This window comes from Gilliamella sp. LMG 34359 (assembly GCF_984569085.1).
In genome coordinates this window covers 212302-230690 of the sequence record NZ_OZ474906.1, presented here as the reverse complement: position 1 = coordinate 230690, position 18389 = coordinate 212302, and the positions used below count along the sequence as shown (strand labels likewise).

Sequence of the window (18389 nt, the reverse complement as noted above, 5' to 3'; positions counted from 1 at the left end):
AGTCCCCTTAAGACTGTAGAACGTCATTTAGTCGATTTAGACGTCCTCTGATACTACTATCAATAACCATATCGCCCGTACGAATAATAAAACCAGAAATGAGCGATTTATCAATATGACATTTTAGTTTTACTTTTCGTGATAAACGTTTTTCGACAGCGACAGAAATTTTATTAAGTTGTTCTTCGGTTAGCTCATTGGCAGAAATTACATCAACGTCTGCTTGTGCATCTTTATCTAAACAGTATTGCTCAAACAATGTTAACACTTCAGGAAGAAGCGATAAGCGTTTGTTTTCAGCCATAACCTTAATAAAATTAGTGCTATACTCATCAAGTACATCTTTACAGATATTGATGAGTAAGTTAGCCACTGAATCGGTTTTCATGTCAGATGTTAAAACACTTCTGATTTGGGCATCTTTGCTCACTTCAGCGGTTAACACTAACATTTTATGCCATGATTCGATGCTGTTTTTTTCAACAGCAAAGTCGAAAGCGGCTTTAGCATAAGGGCGAGCAATCGTAATTAAGTCAGCCATTGCTCTATTCTCCTTATAGTTCAGCTACGAGTTTATCAATGATGTCGCTGTTAGCGGCTTCATTAACAGAACGTTCAATAATTTTTTCTGCACCGGCAATAGCGAGTGTAGCGACTTGTTGTTTAAGCTCTTCTCTAGCGCGTTTACGCTCAGCTTCAACTTCAGCAAGCCCTTGAGCAACAATCCTTTCTTTTTCACGAGAAGCTTCTTGTTGTGCTTCTTCAAGAATGGCTGCTTTGCGTTTATTCGCTTGCTCAATAATTGCATTAGCCTCAACCTTAGCCTGTTGCATTATGTCAGATGTATTTGCTTTGGCTAATTCCAAATCTTTTTTTGCTGTTTCTGCTGAAGCTAGTCCTTCCGCTATCTCTTTTTGGCGTTTTTCAATCGCTCGGATAACCGGAGGCCAAACAAACTTCATACAGAACCAAACAAACAATACAAATGTAATTGCTTGGCCGAGGAGAGTTGCGTTCATATTCATGAGACAATTCCTCTTAAGTTATTATTAACCAGCAACAGCAAAAATGACATATAACGCAATACCCACACAAATCATAGGGATCGCATCAACTAAGCCCATAACGATAAAGAATTGTGTACGTAACATAGGCATTAATTCTGGTTGGCGAGCAGCACCTTCTAAGAATTTACCACCTAGTAGACCAATACCAACTGCACCACCGATCGCAGCTAATCCCATCATTATGCCAGCGGCTACAAATAACATACTCATACTATCCATTATATACTCCAGTTTATTATCTAAAGAAAAGTTAAAATTAATGATCTTCGGTTGTTGAGGCCATTGCCAAATAGACAATAGTCAATACCATAAAAATAAATGCTTGTAAGGTGATTATCAAAATATGGAAGATAGCCCATGGTAATGATAGTACCCATTGTGACCACCAAGGCAATAATGCTGCTATTAAGATGAAGATAAGTTCACCAGCATACATATTACCGAAGAGTCGTAATCCTAAAGAAACAGGTTTAGCTAATAAGCTAACAAGTTCAAGGACTAAGTTAATTGGCGCAAATGCCCAATGATTAAATGGATGCAAGGTATATTCTTTAATAAATCCTGAAATACCTTTATATTTGATTGAATAAATGATGATGAGTGCAAAGACACCTAATGACATTGACATGGTAATACTAACATCAGCTGTCGGTACGACTCTTAAATGAGATAGACCTAAATATTGCCCTGCGTAAGGTAGAAAATCGACCGGGATAAGATCCATTAAATTCATTAAGAATACCCAGATAAACACAGTAAGTGCTAAAGGGGCGATGAGTTTATTTTGACCAGTAAACATATCTTTGACAGTATTATTAACAAATTCAAAGATCATCTCTACCGCACATTGAAGTTTACTTGGTACACCACTCGTCGCTTTCCTTGCTACACGATGGAAGATCCATAAGAAAAGCACACCCAGTACAATTGAAAAGAACAACGAATCAAGATTAAAGGTCCAAAAACCAGAACCGACTTGCAAGTTCTCCAGATGGTGTTTTATATAAGCTTGCGGTGAAGCTGGAGAGGAAACTGCCATATAACCCTCTTACCTATTTCTAAAAATGAACACTACAGATTTTGTCTTACTTAAAAGGTACGAACAATCACTGCAATAACCGAAGCTATTATTTTAACCCCAATCACCTATAATAAGTCAACAACTGATTAAAAAAATAAAGAATTTAGACACTTTTTCATAATATTGTGTAAATATTGAAAGTATTACTAAATCAGTCCAATAAAGCTATTATTCCTCAATAGCCGAATGAATGATAAAAAAACAGTCTAATTTGAGGCTTCAACTGCACAGGCAATTTGTTCCGCTAATTTTTGCACCTCAGATCGGTTGCTTCCTTCAACCATCACACGAATAAGTGGTTCGGTGCCTGATTTACGAATTAAAACACGCCCTTCATTACCGAGTTGCTTTTCTGCTTGTTCAATTGTAGATTTTACTGTCGCATTAGTTAATGGGTCATGTTTTCCGGCAAAACGGATATTTATTAATACTTGAGGTAGCATTGTCATGCCACTACATAAATCGGCTAATGACATATCATTGCGTATCATGGCAGCGAGCACCTGTAACCCAGCAACAATTCCATCACCAGTAGTGGTTTTATCCAGTAATAGAACATGACCTGAATTTTCTGCGCCTAATCGCCAATTCTTTGCAACCAACATTTCAAGCACATAGCGGTCGCCAACTTTTGCTCTTACAAACGGAATACCAAGATTTTTAAGGGCGATTTCTAACCCCATGTTACTCATTAAGGTACCGACAACACCACCTTTGAGCTGACCTTGCCTTAAAGCTTCACGGGCAATAATGTAAATAATTAAATCACCGTCAACTTTATTCCCTTGATGATCAACCATAATAATACGATCGCCATCACCATCGAGGGCAAAACCTAAATCGGCTTTCTCTTCAAGAACTCGTTTGGTTAATGCTTTTACATCAGTTGCACCACAATTTTCATTAATATTGACGCCATCAGGATCACAGCCAATTTTAATTACTGTCGCACCGAGCTCACGCAGTACTTTGGGGGCGATGTGGTAGGTGGCACCATTGGCACAATCCACCACGATTTTTAAACCTGCTAAACTTAAATCGTGATCAAAGGTACTTTTGCAAAATTCGATATAGCGACCAGCGGCATCAGTAATTCGGCTAGCCCGACCAAGTTGTTTTGATTCAACACAATCGATCTGTTTTTCGAGTTGTGCTTCGATTTCTAACTCAATAGCATCATCGAGTTTGCGACCTTCAGTTGAGAAAAATTTAATGCCATTGTCATAAAAAGGATTGTGGGATGCAGAAATAACCACACCCGCATCAGCGCGAAAGGTACGAGTTAGATAAGCAATGGCTGGCGTTGGCATTGGACCAGTAAAAGCGGCGGCAACCCCGGCTGAGGCAAATCCGGCTTCTAATGCCGATTCAAGCATATAACCTGAAATACGGGTATCTTTACCAATGAGGACTTTTTTAACACCATCTTTAGCTAGTACTCGCCCAGCGGCCCAACCTAATTTGAGCGCAAAATCAGGAGTAATAGGATACTCGCCAACTTTTCCACGAATACCATCTGTACCAAAATATTTCCGATTAGACATGTTATTTCCTCATACTGAAATTGTTTATTTGACCAATTGCCAGTTTTATAATGTTAAGTTATTTTTTATTTTATAAAAAATGCAAGCTAAGTAAACTTATTCTCGATTGTCGTTAGCAAATTTTAATAGCACTTGGCTCTCTTTAATAAAACGTTCGGCATAACGACCAAACCATTGGGTTACTTGATTGAAATTCTCAATGAATTTGGTTTTATCTCTTTGTTCAATTAGTTTAACCATTTGTCCAAAACATTGGTAATAGCGTTTAATTAATTCAATATTATCATCTGACGCCATAATGATATCTGCATAAAGTACCGGATCTTGAGCAAACAAGCGACCAACCATCATTAATTCCAAGCGATAAATAGGTGAAGAGAGGGTAATTAATTGTTCTAGATCTGCGTGTTCTCGTTGTAAATTTACGCCATAGGAAAACGAAGTAAAATGGCGTAATGCTTGAATAAACGACATACATTTATCATGCTCTTTCGCATCAATAGCACATAAGTTGGCTCCCCAAATCCGCATCTGTTCAATTAACCATTGGTACTGTTCAGGATATCGACCTTGGCAGTAAACAATAACTTGTTTGGCTAAATTTGGCACATCGGGACCAAACATCGGGTGCAAGCCAACCACAGGACCGGTATGTTTAGCCAACATCGCTTGTAAAGGTTTAACTTTGATTGAAGTAAAATCAGTTAAAATACAATCTTTAGGTAATGGAGGTAATTGTTCAATAATTTCACATGTTTTGTTGATAGGTACGGTAACAATAACGGCAGCAGCATCAGCAACGACTTCGGCTGCTTGATGCATGGTTTTTGAACCCAAGGTTTTGACTGTATAACCTGACAGGGTAAATAGTCGGGCAAATAGTCTACCCATTTGTCCATTACCACCAATGATGACAATCGATCCTTTGCCAGTGTAAACCTTTTTAAAACCTTTGTCGTTTTCACTTATATAAGATTCACGCATCAAGCGGCGTAAAATATCTTCAATTAACGCTGATGAAATGCCTAAATTTTCAGCTTCTTGTTTGCGTTTAGCTATCATATCCGCTTCACGTTTAGGATCGTAAATCGGAATTCCATGCTCGCTTTTCACTTCGCCCACTTTGGCGACTAATGCTAATCGTTGATTAATTAAAGATAAAATTGATTGATCAACTTCATCAATTTTATCGCGCAATGCAAGTAATTCCTTTGACATATTCGGTTATCTCTTTATCACAAGTTATAGCTTTTACTGTAATTGCTTAACAGTATAACGTATTTTTGGTAGCATGGGTCAATTGCAAAATTAAATCAAATACAATAAATTTATGATTAAAGTTATCTCATTTAATATTAATAGTCTACGCGCTAGGATCCATCAATTAGCCGCGATAATTGATAAGCATCAACCTGATATAATTGGATTACAAGAGACTAAAGTTCACAATGATCAATTTCCAGTTGAGGAACTTGCACACTTTGGTTATCACTTACATTATCACGGTCAAAAAGGACATTATGGCGTAGCATTATTGACTAAGCAAAAACCATTATCGGTACAATGTGGTTTTCCGACCGATGAGGAAGGCGCACAATGTCGATTAATTTTAGCGGAGTTGCCAACTAGCCAAGGTAATTTAATGGTTATTAATGGCTATTTTCCCCAAGGTGAAAGTTTACATCATGAAATTAAATATCCGGCTAAACGCAAATTTTATCGAGATTTAATCGAATATATACAATCTCAACAACTTAATAGTCAATTATCACTTATTATGGGCGATATGAATATATGCCCAACGGATTTAGATATTGGTATTACTGAAGATAGTCGTAAACGATGGTTAAGAACGGGTAAATGTTCATTTTTGCCGGAAGAGCGTGAATGGATAAATAATTTAATGGCATTGGGTTATACCGATACTTATCGCCATGCTAACCCAGATTCACAAAGATATTCATGGTTTGATTATCGTTCGAAAGGTTTTGCTAGCGAAACTGGATTAAGAATTGATTTAATACTAGCTAGCCAAAAGCTTATGCAATATTGTGGTCAAACCGGTATCGATTACGATATTCGAGGAATGGAAAAACCGTCAGATCATGCGCCAATTTGGGCTCAATTTGATTTAGATTAATTTTTTTACCATAAGGATAATAGTATGCAAAGCAACTCGATTTTATCGGTCAAAGATCTTAACCAAATCGTTAAAGATTTGCTTTCTGATGCTATTGGACAGATTTGGTTAGTCGGTGAAATTTCCAATTTTTCTCGCCCAGCTTCAGGCCATTGGTATTTTACCTTAAAAGATGAAGTTGCCCAAGTGCGTTGTGCTATGTTTCGTAATAGCAATTTTCGTACTGGATTTACCCCACAAAATGGTCAACAAGTGTTAGTTAATGCTTCGGTAACACTTTATGAAGCCCGTGGTGACTATCAATTAGTTATTAATCAATTACAACCAGCTGGCGCAGGCTTGTTACAACAAAAATTTGAACAGTTAAAACAAAAACTGTCAGAAGAAGGGTTATTTGATGCGGTTTATAAAAAGGCGTTACCTGATAATATTCGTACAGTCGGTATTATTACCTCATCAACAGGCGCAGCGCTACATGATATTTGTCAGATATTAAACCGCCGCGATCCAAGTTTACAGGTGATTATCTATCCTACGCAGGTACAAGGTAGCGAAGCGCCAGCCCAAATAGCCAGAATGATCCAAATTGCTAATGTTCGCCAAGAATGTGATGTATTAATTGTCGGTCGCGGTGGTGGCTCAATTGAAGATCTTTGGGCATTTAATGAAGAAGTTGTGGCAAGGGCTATTTTTGCAAGCCAGTTACCGATTGTCAGTGCTGTTGGTCATGAAGTTGATTTTACCATTGCTGATTTTGTTGCGGATGTCCGCGCAGCTACACCATCGGCAGCAGCTGAGTTGGTTAGTCGTGATAAATTAGAACAGATTAAAAGTTTACAAGTTCAAGAGCAATATCTATGTATGGCGATTGATTACTATTTAATGCGTCGACGAGAATTTTTAAATAAGCGTTATCAGCGATTACAGGCACAGCACCCACAAGCAAAATTAGCAAAACAATTAAATCGTTTATTAACTGGTCGTCATGCCTTATTTGAAAATATTCAGCAATACTTATTAAGGCAATCTTATCGCCATAATCTACTTGATAAACGTTTGGTCGCGGTTTCACCACAACATAAAATTGTTTACTATGGCCAACGCCTTGAACAAAAACAGCAACAACTGCTTAATTTAATACAAAAAAGGCTGACAGATGCTAAGCATCAATTTGTACTAAAAACATCTCAGCTCAATAGTGTAAGTCCACTTGCGACTTTAGATCGTGGTTACTCAGTAACCACCGATCAGCAACAAAAAGTAATACGCAGTGTTGAACAGGTATCGATTGGTGATTTTATTTCAACGCAATTGAAAACGGGTAGATTAATTAGTCAAGTTGTTGAGATTGACAAAAAGGCTTATTGATAATAATCGTGTTTAAGTTTTAAAAATTAACTCCTGATAATTTAATCGGAAATTAGCGTTTTATTCAGTTATTTTCTTTTTATTAATAATCTACATTTTTAATAAAATTTAATGTTGGAAATTGGATAAAATTGCACCTTAAATAGTATTAAGGATATAATATCCAAAAAATTTATAAAAAATATTAAGAGAATAAAGTGGTTATGCATCCTCCAATAGGTATTGATTTAGGTACTACCAATAGTTTAATTTGTGTTTGGCAAAATGGTCAATCGACGCTTATTCCCAACGCGATCGGCAAAGTGGTTACACCATCGGTAGTCAGCATTGATGAAGATAATTCTATTTTAGTCGGTCATGCTGCTTTATCCCGTTTAACCACGCATCCAAGTCGTAGTGCTGCGGCATTTAAACGTTTTTTAGGATCGAGTAAAGTATTTACGTTAGGTGATCAAAAATTTACGCCAACCGAGCTTTCAGCATTAGTTTTAAAATCACTAAAAGCGGATGCTGAAGCTTTCTTAAAACAAGAAATTCGAGATGTGGTGATTTCAGTTCCCGCCTATTTTAATGACGAGCAACGTAAACAGACCCGCTTTGCTGCCGAGCTTGCGGGATTAAATGCGGTACGTCTAATTAATGAGCCAACGGCTGCTTCAATGGCGTATGGATTACATGAAGAACAATCAGGTAATACCTTAGTTTTTGACTTAGGTGGTGGTACTTTTGATGTGACCGTATTGGAATATGCTATGCCTATCATTGAGGTACATGCATCAGCTGGTGACAACTACTTAGGCGGTGAAGATTTTACCCATGAAATTGTTAAGGCATGCCTAAGCGAATGGCAACTGAAACAAGAAGATATTCCAGTTGATGACTATGCGCGTTTATTAGATTTGGCTGAACAGTTAAAGTGTAAGCTAAGTGGTGAACAGATGCATAATTTGACTTGGTTCTGGCAAGACAAGCAATGGCAATTTTCATTAAACGAAGTAAGAGCTAAATCAATTTGGTTACCTTTGCTTAATCGATTACGAGCACCTGTTGAACAGGCATTAAGTGATGCTCGCTTAAAAGCTAATGAACTTGAACATATTGTCTTAGTTGGCGGTTCATCACAATTGGGTGTGGTTCGTGAGTTAGTGACAAAGTTATTTGGTAAACTCCCTTATCGTCATATCAATCCAACAACTATCGTGGCACAAGGTGCTGCCGTTCAGGCTGCTTGTCGTTTGCGTGATGCTGATGTTGAAGAAGTTATTTTAACCGATGTCTGTCCATATACACTGGGAATTGCAAGTTGTTCTAACAATATTAATGGCTTGTTTTCACCGATTATTGAACGCAATACGGTTGTACCAACTTCAAAAGTAAAAACGTTTTATACTTCAGGCCCACAGCAAAAAAGCATTATGCTTTCGATTTATCAAGGTGAAAATCCTCTAGTTGAAAATAATGTTCTAATTGATCAGTTTGAAGTGCCATTAACTCCTATGGAAAAAATTCAAGGGATTGATGTTCGCTTTAGTTATGATTTAAATGGGTTGCTTGAAGTCGATGTTGTGTTATTGGAAACCGGTGCATTGCATGGCAAAGTGATTGATCATAGTCCGATTGGATTAACCGATAAACAAAAGCAAGAAAGCCATGACAGATTAGCGGCAATTAAAATTCATCCGCGTGATGAAATGCCTAATCGAACCTTATTAGCGCGATTAGAGCGAGCATGGGCTCAGGCATTGGGTGATGAGAGACTACTCATCCAGTCGTATATTGAAGCTTTTCTGGAAGTCCTAGAACAGCAAAATCAAGAAGAAATCGAAAAAATACGTAACGAAATAGAGAAGGATCTTAACGAGCTTAATCGATAAGTTTTGTAAAATTATCCCCTTTATCAATTAGAAAATAGCGTTGTAAAGGGGATATTGAGATATCTTATCTTTGCTTATTATTCTGTTATTGGTGGTCCATAACGGTTGGTCTCATCGACAGATGAAAGCCAACATGGCGACAATAGAATTGGTAGTGCAAGTGAGGCTGATATAAAATAAAAGATGCCGCTATTATAATAACAGTCATTTAAGCGTCGTTTTATCGCAAAAATAATATTGATTATTGCAACTCCCCATAATATATCAGTAATAGTATTATCTAAATTTGTTTGGCTCGCACTTATTAGTAGTAAAAGAATAAGTAAACAAGAAAAGCTCATCTGTTTTAAGAAGCCAATTAAATTGGTTCGACCATTCCAGCGCCAAATTTGCCACCACTTATTGGCTGGAAACGCTTTAGATTTAAGTTTTTTCTGGTGATCCATATTTTTGGCTAGCAGCAATGTTGAGCATAACTTAAGTGTAATATCACTATTATGTTTAATTTCTATAAGTTTTTCGATATCTTCTTTTTCATATATCGCATCATCTTTATTGAGTTTTTGATTTAAATTTTTTAAGGTGTCTATTTTTTGCAATTCATCATTATCTTTTTTGAGAGATGATGGAATAGATATTTTTAACCTAAATGATTCGACGATTTTTTGTAACTGGGTATTATCACCAGCTAGCTTTTGTAGTATTTCTTTTAGTTTTGTTTTTTGATTGGCTTTGTCAAAAACAATTGAATACAGTAACATTAAACCAGCGACAGATTTGTTTGCTAGTTTATTTGCCCATCTTTGTTCAACTATTTGCTCAATTTCATCCCAATTAATTTCATCTGATGCGTAGATAACTGCTTCAATTGAATTTGGGTAATTAACCAACATAGAGCTAATCTGTCGATTATCACTATCGATAAGATTATATAATTCCGTATCATTTTGCCATTGGCCAGACTTAAAGGTATCTATAAGTGACGCAAGAGGATCATTTTCAGAGAGTAAAAATAAGTTATCTTTCTCTCGAATAAAGTTGGCAGCTTTAATTGGTGAATCTGCAATACTGATGATTAATAAACAGTAACGATACCATTGCCAATAGGCATTGTTATCAGCAGCAATAATTGATTGATTAGGTGATTGGGGTAAGGTGTTGTCTCCTCTAAATTCATAGTAGATAGGCCAATCAAACATCTCCATATTTCGATAAGCTACATTGTCATATAAATGTAATTTAGCGATAAATGGGATATCATCGAATCTATCGAGCCATAACCGAGCATATAAAAATAGCTCCCCCTCTTCAACATTCGGATCAAATTCAGTCGGAATAACTGCATTTTCATCACTTTGATACAACCACTCTGTGAACTCTTGTACTGGTGATAGATTGGTTAGCCACTCAAGGTTTTGTCTAGCTTGACGCTGTAAATTTTGTAAAATAAATTGTTCAAATTTATCTTCACATGATTCAGCTAAGATCTCTTGCAATAGTTTTTTATTACCGTGACGTAACATGATTGCATGTCGGTATAAGCGGTATAATCGGCTATTACCATCATCACATAATAAGGCATATATGACTTGTCGATAATTCCAATTATTATCGACAGCCCAGCTTATAACAGCTGCAATTTCATCACTAAAATCTTGTTTGTTTAGTTCCAGTAATCGAAAAAGGGTAGATGGTGTAAGTTGAGGAATACTAAATATATAGTTTTCAGGATTTTCTTTTTTTAAACAATAAGATTGATTTAATGCAAGAATTAATAATGGCAGATATTCAAACTGATTTTTAGCACACCACAACATTAACCAACCGGTAGCTTTTTCTTGATATTGTGGTAGATGATAGAGTTCTAGCCAAAGTAATAAGGCATTATGTTCGTCTTCAAGCAGTGAATATTGCATTGCGGCGACTGCTTTCCACTCTTCCTGCTTTTGTTGGTCTTGATTAGGATCTGCAATACAACTTAAAGCATAGTCTAATAATCCTCTATTTGGGGTTTTACTAAAATAATGCCAATTGGCTAGTTCTTGCATAAATTCGGAATCATCAGGCAAGTAAACCACGCTATGAATAGATAAATATTCGTTTAATTCCTGAGATGGTTTTTCCCAGAAAAGCCATCTAGCACAACGAGCATAATCGATGGTTACATTTTGTACGGTTTTATTCGTTCTTGGTAAGCTGTCATAATCAAAAAAATCACCACGATCAATATGATCAAAAAAATTGGTATACATCTCAATGTTGGTGGGAGAATGATTAATGATTTGCTGACGCCAGCGTAAATTATCTGCTAATACTTTCACACAAGATAGTGATATCGTTAATGTGTCATAACTGATGTCTAACATCTGCCATTTAGCAATTTCCATTATAGACATTGGGTAATCATAAAATGAAGCAACAAATTTATGCCACTCATTAACATTATGACAGCGAAACGGATCGTCGAGTAACGCCTGATAATTATCACAGATTTCTTTGACTTGTCGCTCTTCTTCGGTAAGTGGTGTAATAACTTCTTCAGTAGGCTGTTCTTGATTTAAATCATCAGCCATTGATTCGGGTGATTTTGCATACTGCATAGCTGATTCATAGGCTTCGCGTAGCGCTTTAAAACCATCAGGATCAGTTTCTGGATGATATTCCGGCAGTTTTGCTCGATAAGCTTGTCGAATCAGCGCGATATCGGTAGTTTTCTCAATTGCTAATAATTGCCAAAAATTGTTATTCATGACCAATCATACTCCATTAATGATTCAGGTTTTTCCAATTCTTCTATCTCAATATACCAAGGCAGGTGATGATGAGGGGAATCTTCATTGTTATATAATTTATTCATGGTCCATACTTGTGATGAGCGGCATAATTCACAACGCAATATTTCTAAATTTTCTTTGTTAGAAAGTGATTTCCAATATTGATAACCAATAAACCAGCCAGAATAATAACTTTGCCAGGACGAATAATAGTATTGTGCGCGCAGTGCAATTCGATAAAAAATCCAGAGGGCTTCTTGTTCAGTAATAAATTTATTAGTGGTGCCGTTACGTAATATATAGCCCATACGAGCATAATCCCAACTACGGATGCCACCAACTCCACATTCTAAATAACTCTTTTCAACAAGTTCTAGTAAGACTTTTTGGTAATTAGTATGTTTCTCGGTGTATTTCAACCAATCGATTGCTGATAGGCGAGGGTACATAAAGTAGTGGTTAGATAAAGCTGGTGCATGACCATTGTCGATCATATTAAAGACCATTGCTAATAGCGTTTCTCGCGAATCAATGTCCCAGTCTTTTTTCAAATCGGTATATTTATCCTCAGGAAAAAAAAAGGGTGATGTATAACTAGCGCCACACTCTTTATTTAATGCAACCATTGGTGCCGATAGACCATATAACCAATCGATATAATCTTGATTCATAGTTTTATTCCATTAAATTTTTATACAACTTCTTATTAAAAGATAACAGATTTTATAAAAAAATAAATATTTGTTCTAACAAATAGCCTTATTATTATATTGATATCTATCAATCAAAATTATCGAAAAATTTTTACATTTGCTAACCATAAAATTATGTTGCAAATCACTATCTACAAGGCATAATGACACGTATTCATCAGTGTTTGAATTTTACTGAGCAGTAAATAAAAGGAGTAATAATGAAAAAATTTGTTTTAGTCGCCGCGTTAGTTTCGGGAGCGTTAATGTTGCAAGGTTGTGTTGCTGCCGTTATTGGTGTTGGTGCAGGAGCTACTGCAAAAGTGGCTACCGATCCGCGTACAGCTGGAACGCAAGTTGATGATACAACCCTCAATACCAGAATGAATACAAAATTAAAAGAAAATGCTCCTTTCTTTATCGGTTCCCGTATTTCTTCGAGCACTTATATGGGTAACATTATTTTAACTGGTCAAGCGAATGCTGAGCAAATCGAAAAGGCTGAACGTCTTGCTTATCGAGTCGAAGGTGTTAAAAAAGTTTATAACCAAATCCGCGCCAGTGAGCCAGTTGGTGCAGCAACTATCAGTAATGATATGTGGATCACCACAAAAGTTAAATCTCAATTGGTGATGAATTCCCAAACCAAAGCCCGCAATATTAAAGTTGTTACTGAAGATGGCGAAGTATTTTTAATCGGTATTGTAAGCAGCGAAGAAGGGCAAGAAGCTGCATCGTTGGCAAGTAAAGTTGCTGGTGTGAGGAAAGTGGTAACATTATTTACCCAACGATAATTATTTAGATTTGTTAATAGGGAGAATTTATCCTCCCTTTTCTATGTCATTGACTCTTAATTCGTTCAATCAATTTATCCAACCCTTGTAGCCTAGATTGGCTCAATTCATCAGTGATTTTTAATTGCTTTAATATTGCATGAAAATCAAGCGCTTTAATCTGTTCCGCTGTCTTATTATTGGCAATAATAATTAAAACTGTGAGTAATCCTTTAACAATTCTACCTTCACTATCACCCTGAAAAATAAAAGTATTATCAGATTGTTTATTGGCTGTTAGCCATACCCGGTTTTCACAACCATAAACCTGATTAGTCTCAATTTTTTTTTCATCAGCAAAATCCGGTAATTGTTTTGCTAAAGCTATCAATTGTCGATAACGATCTTGCCAGTTATATTGCTTGGAAAATAATTCAAATAGTGTTTGTTGTGATAGCATAATTAAAACCAGTTATATGTTGAAGATTGGGTTTAAAGATAGTCATTATTAATAGATAGTAGTTACTAATTACTAATATAGTCGTTATTAAAAGATAATCGTTAGCGACTAACATGTTAAGCTACGTTAATAGCTCAATAGCATTTTGTAGTGCGCTAATAAAACTATCAATATCTTGCTGATTATTATATGGCATTAGTGAAATGCGCATAACCCCATGACAACCAAGTTTATCCATCAGAGGCTTGGCACATAATTCACCGGTACGGATAGCGATATTTTGTTCGCTCAATAAAATAGCGATATCATTATGGTGAATATTTTCTATAGTAAAGCTTATTATTGGACTATTTTTAACCTGGTAGAACTGGATATGCTTTAATTGCGCTAATTTTGATTCGGCATAATTTACCAACTGTTTTAAATAACAATCTAATTGTGCTTCATCCCATTTTTTTAACCATGATAACGTTGCTTGAAAGCCGAGGATTCCGGCGATATTTTGTGTACCGGCTTCGAATTTATAAGGCAGTTCTTCAACTTCAAATCCTAAAAATGAGGCGCTTTTCAACATTTTACCGCCACCTTGCCAAACGTCCATCTGCTCAAGCAAATGTTGTTTTCCGTATAGTACGCCAAGCCCCGTTGGGCCATATAACTTATGGGCAGAAAAAGCGTAAAAGTCGATATTTAATGCGGTAACATCAATTGGCTGATGTACCACGCCTTGTGCACCATCTACCACTAAAATCGCATTATATTGGTGGACTAGCTGACTAATTTTCGCTAAATCAGGACAAAAACCAGTAACATTAGACATTTGGGTGATGGCTACGATTTTGGTTCTGCTTGATAGTAATGATGAAAGCTCATTAACCTCAGCAGACCATTTGATGAGTTTTGCCCCAGTTTGTTTGGCGACGATGAGCCAAGGTAATAGATTACTATGGTGCTCTAATTCACTGACAATAATTTCATCATTAACTTGTAGCAAAGGCCTTGCATAGCTCTGAGCAATTATGTTTATTGATTCAGTGGTTCCTCGTGTCCAAATAATTTCATGGCTTGATTGGCTATGAATAAAATCAGCAACACTCTGCCGCGCTTCATCAATAGCGGCTGTCACCTTTAGCGCATCTTGGTGTAAACTACGCTGAGCAGTTGCGGTGTGATGTGCATAATATTCAACGGTTGCATTGATCATGGTTTGCGGTTTTAACGCGGTAGCGGCCGAATCAAGATAGACGTTGTTATCTAGAGCAGGAAAATCTGCTCTAAAAATTTCAGCTAGCGGATGTTTATTGTGTAAGTTCAAGTCCAGCAATCCCATTCCAATAACCATTACAGTCTCGTTTATGTTCAATATGTAGCGGGTTGGTGCCGTCTTCATTAGCTCTAAATTGTTTAACGATATCAAGCGTCTGAATACCAAGTGGTGAAATACGCACAATATCAACTAAGCCATGCATATCCTTTAAATTGTTCCCTAAATTGTAACAATAACCACTTTGCGTTTGAATGCCGTTTAATACAAATACTTTCTGTTGTTCTTGTGAAAATACTTCTCGTCCAACTGGATATTTAATACAGCAAGTTTCACATTTATCTTTTGGTCTATCTTCTGATCTGGCGGTAAAGCAACGCGCAGAGTAAGCTAAGGGTAAATAGCCATAACTAAATACTTCGACCTCAAAATTACGATCAATTTTCAAAGAATCAAATTGTTTTAGCACATTACTCAGCCAATCTCGAGACAGTTCGACCGGCATACACCAACGCACCATACCTTGCTTTTGTAATAATTTTAGCGTTAATGCGTTATAACAGTTTATAGCTGGGCCGGCGACAAACGGTAAGTTATTGTCATGGGCAATATTAATTGCCGCCAAATCATTCGCTTCAACTAGGAAGTCACCATTATTGACTAACTGTCTTAAATCAGTCAGTTCTGAAGGCGCTTCAAGTAACGCAAGAGTAGAAAGTACCACTTGCTTACCTGACTTAGTAATTTCTTTAGCTAAATCTAGCCAATTAGGTACTTTCATTTCACGGCGTTTGGTACAAACTGTTTCGCCCATATAAATAATATCCGCTTCACTTTCCTTAGCGGCTTGATAAAAGGCTTCGGTTTCGATTTTAGGCCAATAATAAAGTATTGGTCCTAATGCGTATTTCATAGTTTTGCTCACTATATTTAAATTTCTAAATAGTCAATTTTTTATAGCTAATCTCTGATACTAATGTGAAAAATCACCTAGATGAGTATCGAGTTTTATTTTGGTTGTAAATTTTAATATTAAAGCTGGTCAATTATTGCCATTTACGGTGATAAGCACCTAATGTTGTTTGGGTCCCTTCGGAAACAGATCCTAAAGTATCCATCCAATTTTTTTCAGCTTGGAAGGCTTGAGGATTCGCTTTATAGCGATCAATAGCTTGTCGCCATACTTTCGTGACCTGTTCAACATAAGCGGGGCTGCGTTGTCTTCCTTCAATTTTAACCGAAGCAATATTGGCCGCAAATAGGTCTGGTAACAGTTCAATGGTATTTAAACTAGTCGGTTCTTCAATCGGATGATAAAGCGCATCGCCAACAAAATAACGCCCTTTACAAAGTGTTGGGTAGCCAGCATTTTCCCCTTTTTTATGGCAATCAATTAAAACATTATTGAGTCGTGATTCGAGCCCTTTATCGGTCTCTTCCCAACGGACAAACTTTGCTGGCGAGCAAGCGCCAACGGTATTGGGTGATTCGCCGGTTAAGTATGACGATAGATAGCAGCGACCTTCAGCCATAATACATAAACTACCAAATGCAAAAACTTCCAAAGGCACAGGCGAAACCTGTGATAATTGTTTTACTTGATGCATAGATAACACCCGAGGTAACACAATACGATGTACTTGAAAGTTATTATGATAAAACTTAATTGATTCTTCATTAGTTGAAGAAGCTTGTACCGAAACATGACGCTCAAGATTTGGATACTTCTGAGCTGCATAATCAAGCATCGCCAAATCAGCAATGATTAAAGCATCAGCGCCAATGTTGGCAGCAGTATCAACAGCATATTGCCAGCGCTCAAAATTTTCGGGGTGAGCAAATGTATTAATAGCGATATGTAACTTTTTACCGCGTTTATGAACATAATCTGCTGCTTCAACTAATCGTTTTTCATTAAAATTTAAACCAGCAAAATGGCGAGCGTTGGTATCATCTTTCAAACCAATATAAACTGCGTCAGCACCATTATCAATCGCCACTTTGAGCGATGGTAATGAACCAGCAGGGCAAAGAAGTTCCATATTTACACCTTTAAATTCTGCATTTTATTCGTTGTGTATTATGCAATAATTCTTATTTTAAAGCGAATAGAAAGCGGTTTGTTTATCGCAAAAAGCAATTAAAAACTAATGAAAATTTGATTAATTACATAATGACAACAAATTGATCGAAATAATTTAGATAACTGTCAAGAAAATCGTGAATAACTCGATAAAGCAACGTATTAATTTCCTTAATATTGTGGTTTAGGTCAGTAAATAAATTCAATGCGCTTTCGAGTTTACTAAGGTTTTTACTTGATTTTAAGTGACTCATACATGCATTTATCGCTTTGGACATTGCATTTTGTAATAATTGGTAATTATTATTTTCCTAGTCAGTATATGGTTTTGGTTTATCGTCTTCAATATATTGTCAGTTTATTTTTTATCCTCAAAATGACTTAAAATATAGTTAAAGACAAACTGATGCAACCTTGAATAACGCTGTTTTTTAGTATGACAGAGTAAGACTTTCCAATAAATTGGATCATCAAAGCGACGTTCAACAATATTTTGGTTAGAGTAAATATCTAAGATTGGTGATGGTAAAATCGTTATAAATTTGGAATTGGTTGCTAAAAGTAATAAAAAGTCCCAAGATGCAGACATCGTATATTTTTGTGGCTGAATATTATATTCGCTAAATTTTTTCATTAATTTATGATGGATCATAAAACTTGGTTCAAAAATTGCTAACATTTGATCATTTAAATCTGACCATGTTAGCGTCTGTTTTTGTGCAAGGGGATGCTCGTGATTAAAAAAGACAGATAACTCACTTTGTTGTATTAGATGTTCATCAATGATAGTTGAACTAATATTAGTCGGGTCGAGCAAAATAGCAAAATCAAGCTCATCAACCATACACATTTGACTTAATTCATAGGCGCCTTTTTCGATAATTTCAACTTCTATATTGGGATGATTAATAATTAAATCAGCGATCACTGAAGAAAATACCACACCTAAAATTAATGGTGGAATACCTATTCTTACTTTGCCTTTCAATTGACCCGCATCCTCACGAATGGCAGTCAACATATCGTTATATTGAGTAATTAGTTTTTGAACTTGTTCGTAAAAAAGCTCACCGGTAGGAGTCAAACCTTGTAAACGACCTTTATATCTCTCAAACAGTTCTACTTTTTCTGATTCCTCAAAAGATTTAATAAATTGACTTAACGCCGGTTGGGATATGTAAAGTCTTTTTGCTGCCAAAGACAAATTAAAATCGGCTTTGATGATTGCAACAAAATACTGAAAATGTCGAATATCCATACGTTTGTTAC

General features: G+C 36.3%; 18 protein-coding genes. 4 read left to right on the top strand and 14 right to left on the bottom strand.

The window, feature by feature from the left end; genetic code table 11:
• Positions 1–7: 7 nt before the first annotated feature.
• The 6 genes from atpH to tyrA form a co-directional block, all read right to left on the bottom strand.
• Entirely contained in the window at positions 8–541 is a 534-nt protein-coding gene (gene atpH / locus AC5LXV_RS01225) for a F0F1 ATP synthase subunit delta (protein ID WP_493445576.1), read from the bottom strand.
• 13 nt (positions 542–554) lie between these two features.
• Positions 555–1025, bottom strand: coding sequence for a F0F1 ATP synthase subunit B (gene atpF, locus AC5LXV_RS01220; RefSeq protein ID WP_034883242.1), 471 nt, complete (start codon positions 1023–1025; stop codon positions 555–557).
• A gap of 24 nt (positions 1026–1049) precedes the next feature.
• The gene (gene atpE, locus AC5LXV_RS01215) at positions 1050–1286 is read right to left on the bottom strand and encodes a F0F1 ATP synthase subunit C (protein ID WP_065563772.1); all 237 of its coding nucleotides are present in this window, start codon (positions 1284–1286) and stop codon (positions 1050–1052) included.
• Positions 1287–1323: 37 nt separating this feature from the next.
• On the bottom strand, positions 1324–2106 hold the full coding sequence (atpB, locus tag AC5LXV_RS01210) for a F0F1 ATP synthase subunit A (protein ID WP_110432290.1): 783 nt from the start codon (positions 2104–2106) through the stop codon (positions 1324–1326).
• Between the two features lie 248 nt (positions 2107–2354).
• Positions 2355–3692, bottom strand: a complete 1338-nt coding sequence (gene glmM / locus AC5LXV_RS01205) for a phosphoglucosamine mutase (protein ID WP_110432291.1) — start codon at positions 3690–3692, stop codon at positions 2355–2357.
• Positions 3693–3788: 96 nt separating this feature from the next.
• On the bottom strand, positions 3789–4910 hold the full coding sequence (gene tyrA / locus AC5LXV_RS01200; RefSeq protein ID WP_110432292.1) for a bifunctional chorismate mutase/prephenate dehydrogenase: 1122 nt from the start codon (positions 4908–4910) through the stop codon (positions 3789–3791).
• Positions 4911–5025: 115 nt separating this feature from the next.
• Here tyrA and xthA point away from each other — a divergent pair, with 115 nt between their 5' ends.
• The 3 genes from xthA to AC5LXV_RS01185 all read left to right on the top strand — a co-directional run bounded on the left by xthA (position 5026) and on the right by AC5LXV_RS01185 (position 9074).
• A complete protein-coding gene (gene xthA, locus AC5LXV_RS01195; protein WP_493446493.1) occupies positions 5026–5832 on the top strand; it encodes an exodeoxyribonuclease III in 807 nt (268 codons plus the stop codon).
• Positions 5833–5856: 24 nt separating this feature from the next.
• Positions 5857–7200: an exodeoxyribonuclease VII large subunit gene (gene xseA, locus AC5LXV_RS01190; RefSeq protein WP_493467171.1), complete on the top strand. Its 1344-nt coding sequence runs from the start codon at positions 5857–5859 to the stop codon at positions 7198–7200.
• Positions 7201–7403: 203 nt separating this feature from the next.
• Complete coding sequence (locus AC5LXV_RS01185) at positions 7404–9074, top strand: Hsp70 family protein (protein ID WP_493445574.1); 1671 nt, start codon at positions 7404–7406, stop codon at positions 9072–9074.
• Positions 9075–9151: 77 nt separating this feature from the next.
• Here the strand turns inward: AC5LXV_RS01185 and AC5LXV_RS01180 are convergent, their stop codons facing one another.
• Both AC5LXV_RS01180 and AC5LXV_RS01175 read right to left on the bottom strand, forming a co-directional pair.
• Complete coding sequence (locus tag AC5LXV_RS01180) at positions 9152–11824, bottom strand: hypothetical protein (RefSeq protein WP_493467170.1); 2673 nt, start codon at positions 11822–11824, stop codon at positions 9152–9154.
• Entirely contained in the window at positions 11821–12519 is a 699-nt protein-coding gene (locus AC5LXV_RS01175; RefSeq protein ID WP_110432295.1) for a DUF1266 domain-containing protein, read from the bottom strand. The genes AC5LXV_RS01180 and AC5LXV_RS01175 overlap by 4 nt, the downstream gene beginning before the upstream one ends.
• A gap of 242 nt (positions 12520–12761) precedes the next feature.
• On the opposite strand from AC5LXV_RS01175, the gene dolP reads away from it, so the two are divergent.
• On the top strand, positions 12762–13334 hold the full coding sequence (gene dolP / locus AC5LXV_RS01170) for a division/outer membrane stress-associated lipid-binding lipoprotein (protein ID WP_110432296.1): 573 nt from the start codon (positions 12762–12764) through the stop codon (positions 13332–13334).
• A 46-nt stretch (positions 13335–13380) separates the two neighbouring features.
• Here the strand turns inward: dolP and AC5LXV_RS01165 are convergent, their stop codons facing one another.
• The 6 genes from AC5LXV_RS01165 to AC5LXV_RS01140 all read right to left on the bottom strand — a co-directional run bounded on the left by AC5LXV_RS01165 (position 13381) and on the right by AC5LXV_RS01140 (position 18378).
• Positions 13381–13773, bottom strand: a complete 393-nt coding sequence (locus tag AC5LXV_RS01165; protein WP_493467169.1) for a SufE family protein — start codon at positions 13771–13773, stop codon at positions 13381–13383.
• A 121-nt stretch (positions 13774–13894) separates the two neighbouring features.
• Positions 13895–15088: a cysteine desulfurase CsdA gene (gene csdA / locus AC5LXV_RS01160; protein ID WP_493467168.1), complete on the bottom strand. Its 1194-nt coding sequence runs from the start codon at positions 15086–15088 to the stop codon at positions 13895–13897.
• Complete coding sequence (locus AC5LXV_RS01155; RefSeq protein WP_493467167.1) at positions 15072–15950, bottom strand: U32 family peptidase; 879 nt, start codon at positions 15948–15950, stop codon at positions 15072–15074. The genes csdA and AC5LXV_RS01155 overlap by 17 nt, the downstream gene beginning before the upstream one ends.
• Before the next feature lie 133 nt (positions 15951–16083).
• Positions 16084–17079 (bottom strand): ubiquinone anaerobic biosynthesis protein UbiU, encoded by a 996-nt coding sequence (gene ubiU / locus AC5LXV_RS01150; RefSeq protein WP_110432299.1) that lies wholly within the window; start codon positions 17077–17079, stop codon positions 16084–16086.
• Positions 17080–17203: 124 nt separating this feature from the next.
• Positions 17204–17374: a hypothetical protein gene (locus tag AC5LXV_RS01145; RefSeq protein ID WP_493467166.1), complete on the bottom strand. Its 171-nt coding sequence runs from the start codon at positions 17372–17374 to the stop codon at positions 17204–17206.
• 104 nt (positions 17375–17478) lie between these two features.
• Positions 17479–18378: a LysR family transcriptional regulator gene (locus AC5LXV_RS01140; RefSeq protein ID WP_110432300.1), complete on the bottom strand. Its 900-nt coding sequence runs from the start codon at positions 18376–18378 to the stop codon at positions 17479–17481.
• Positions 18379–18389 lie beyond the last annotated feature (11 nt).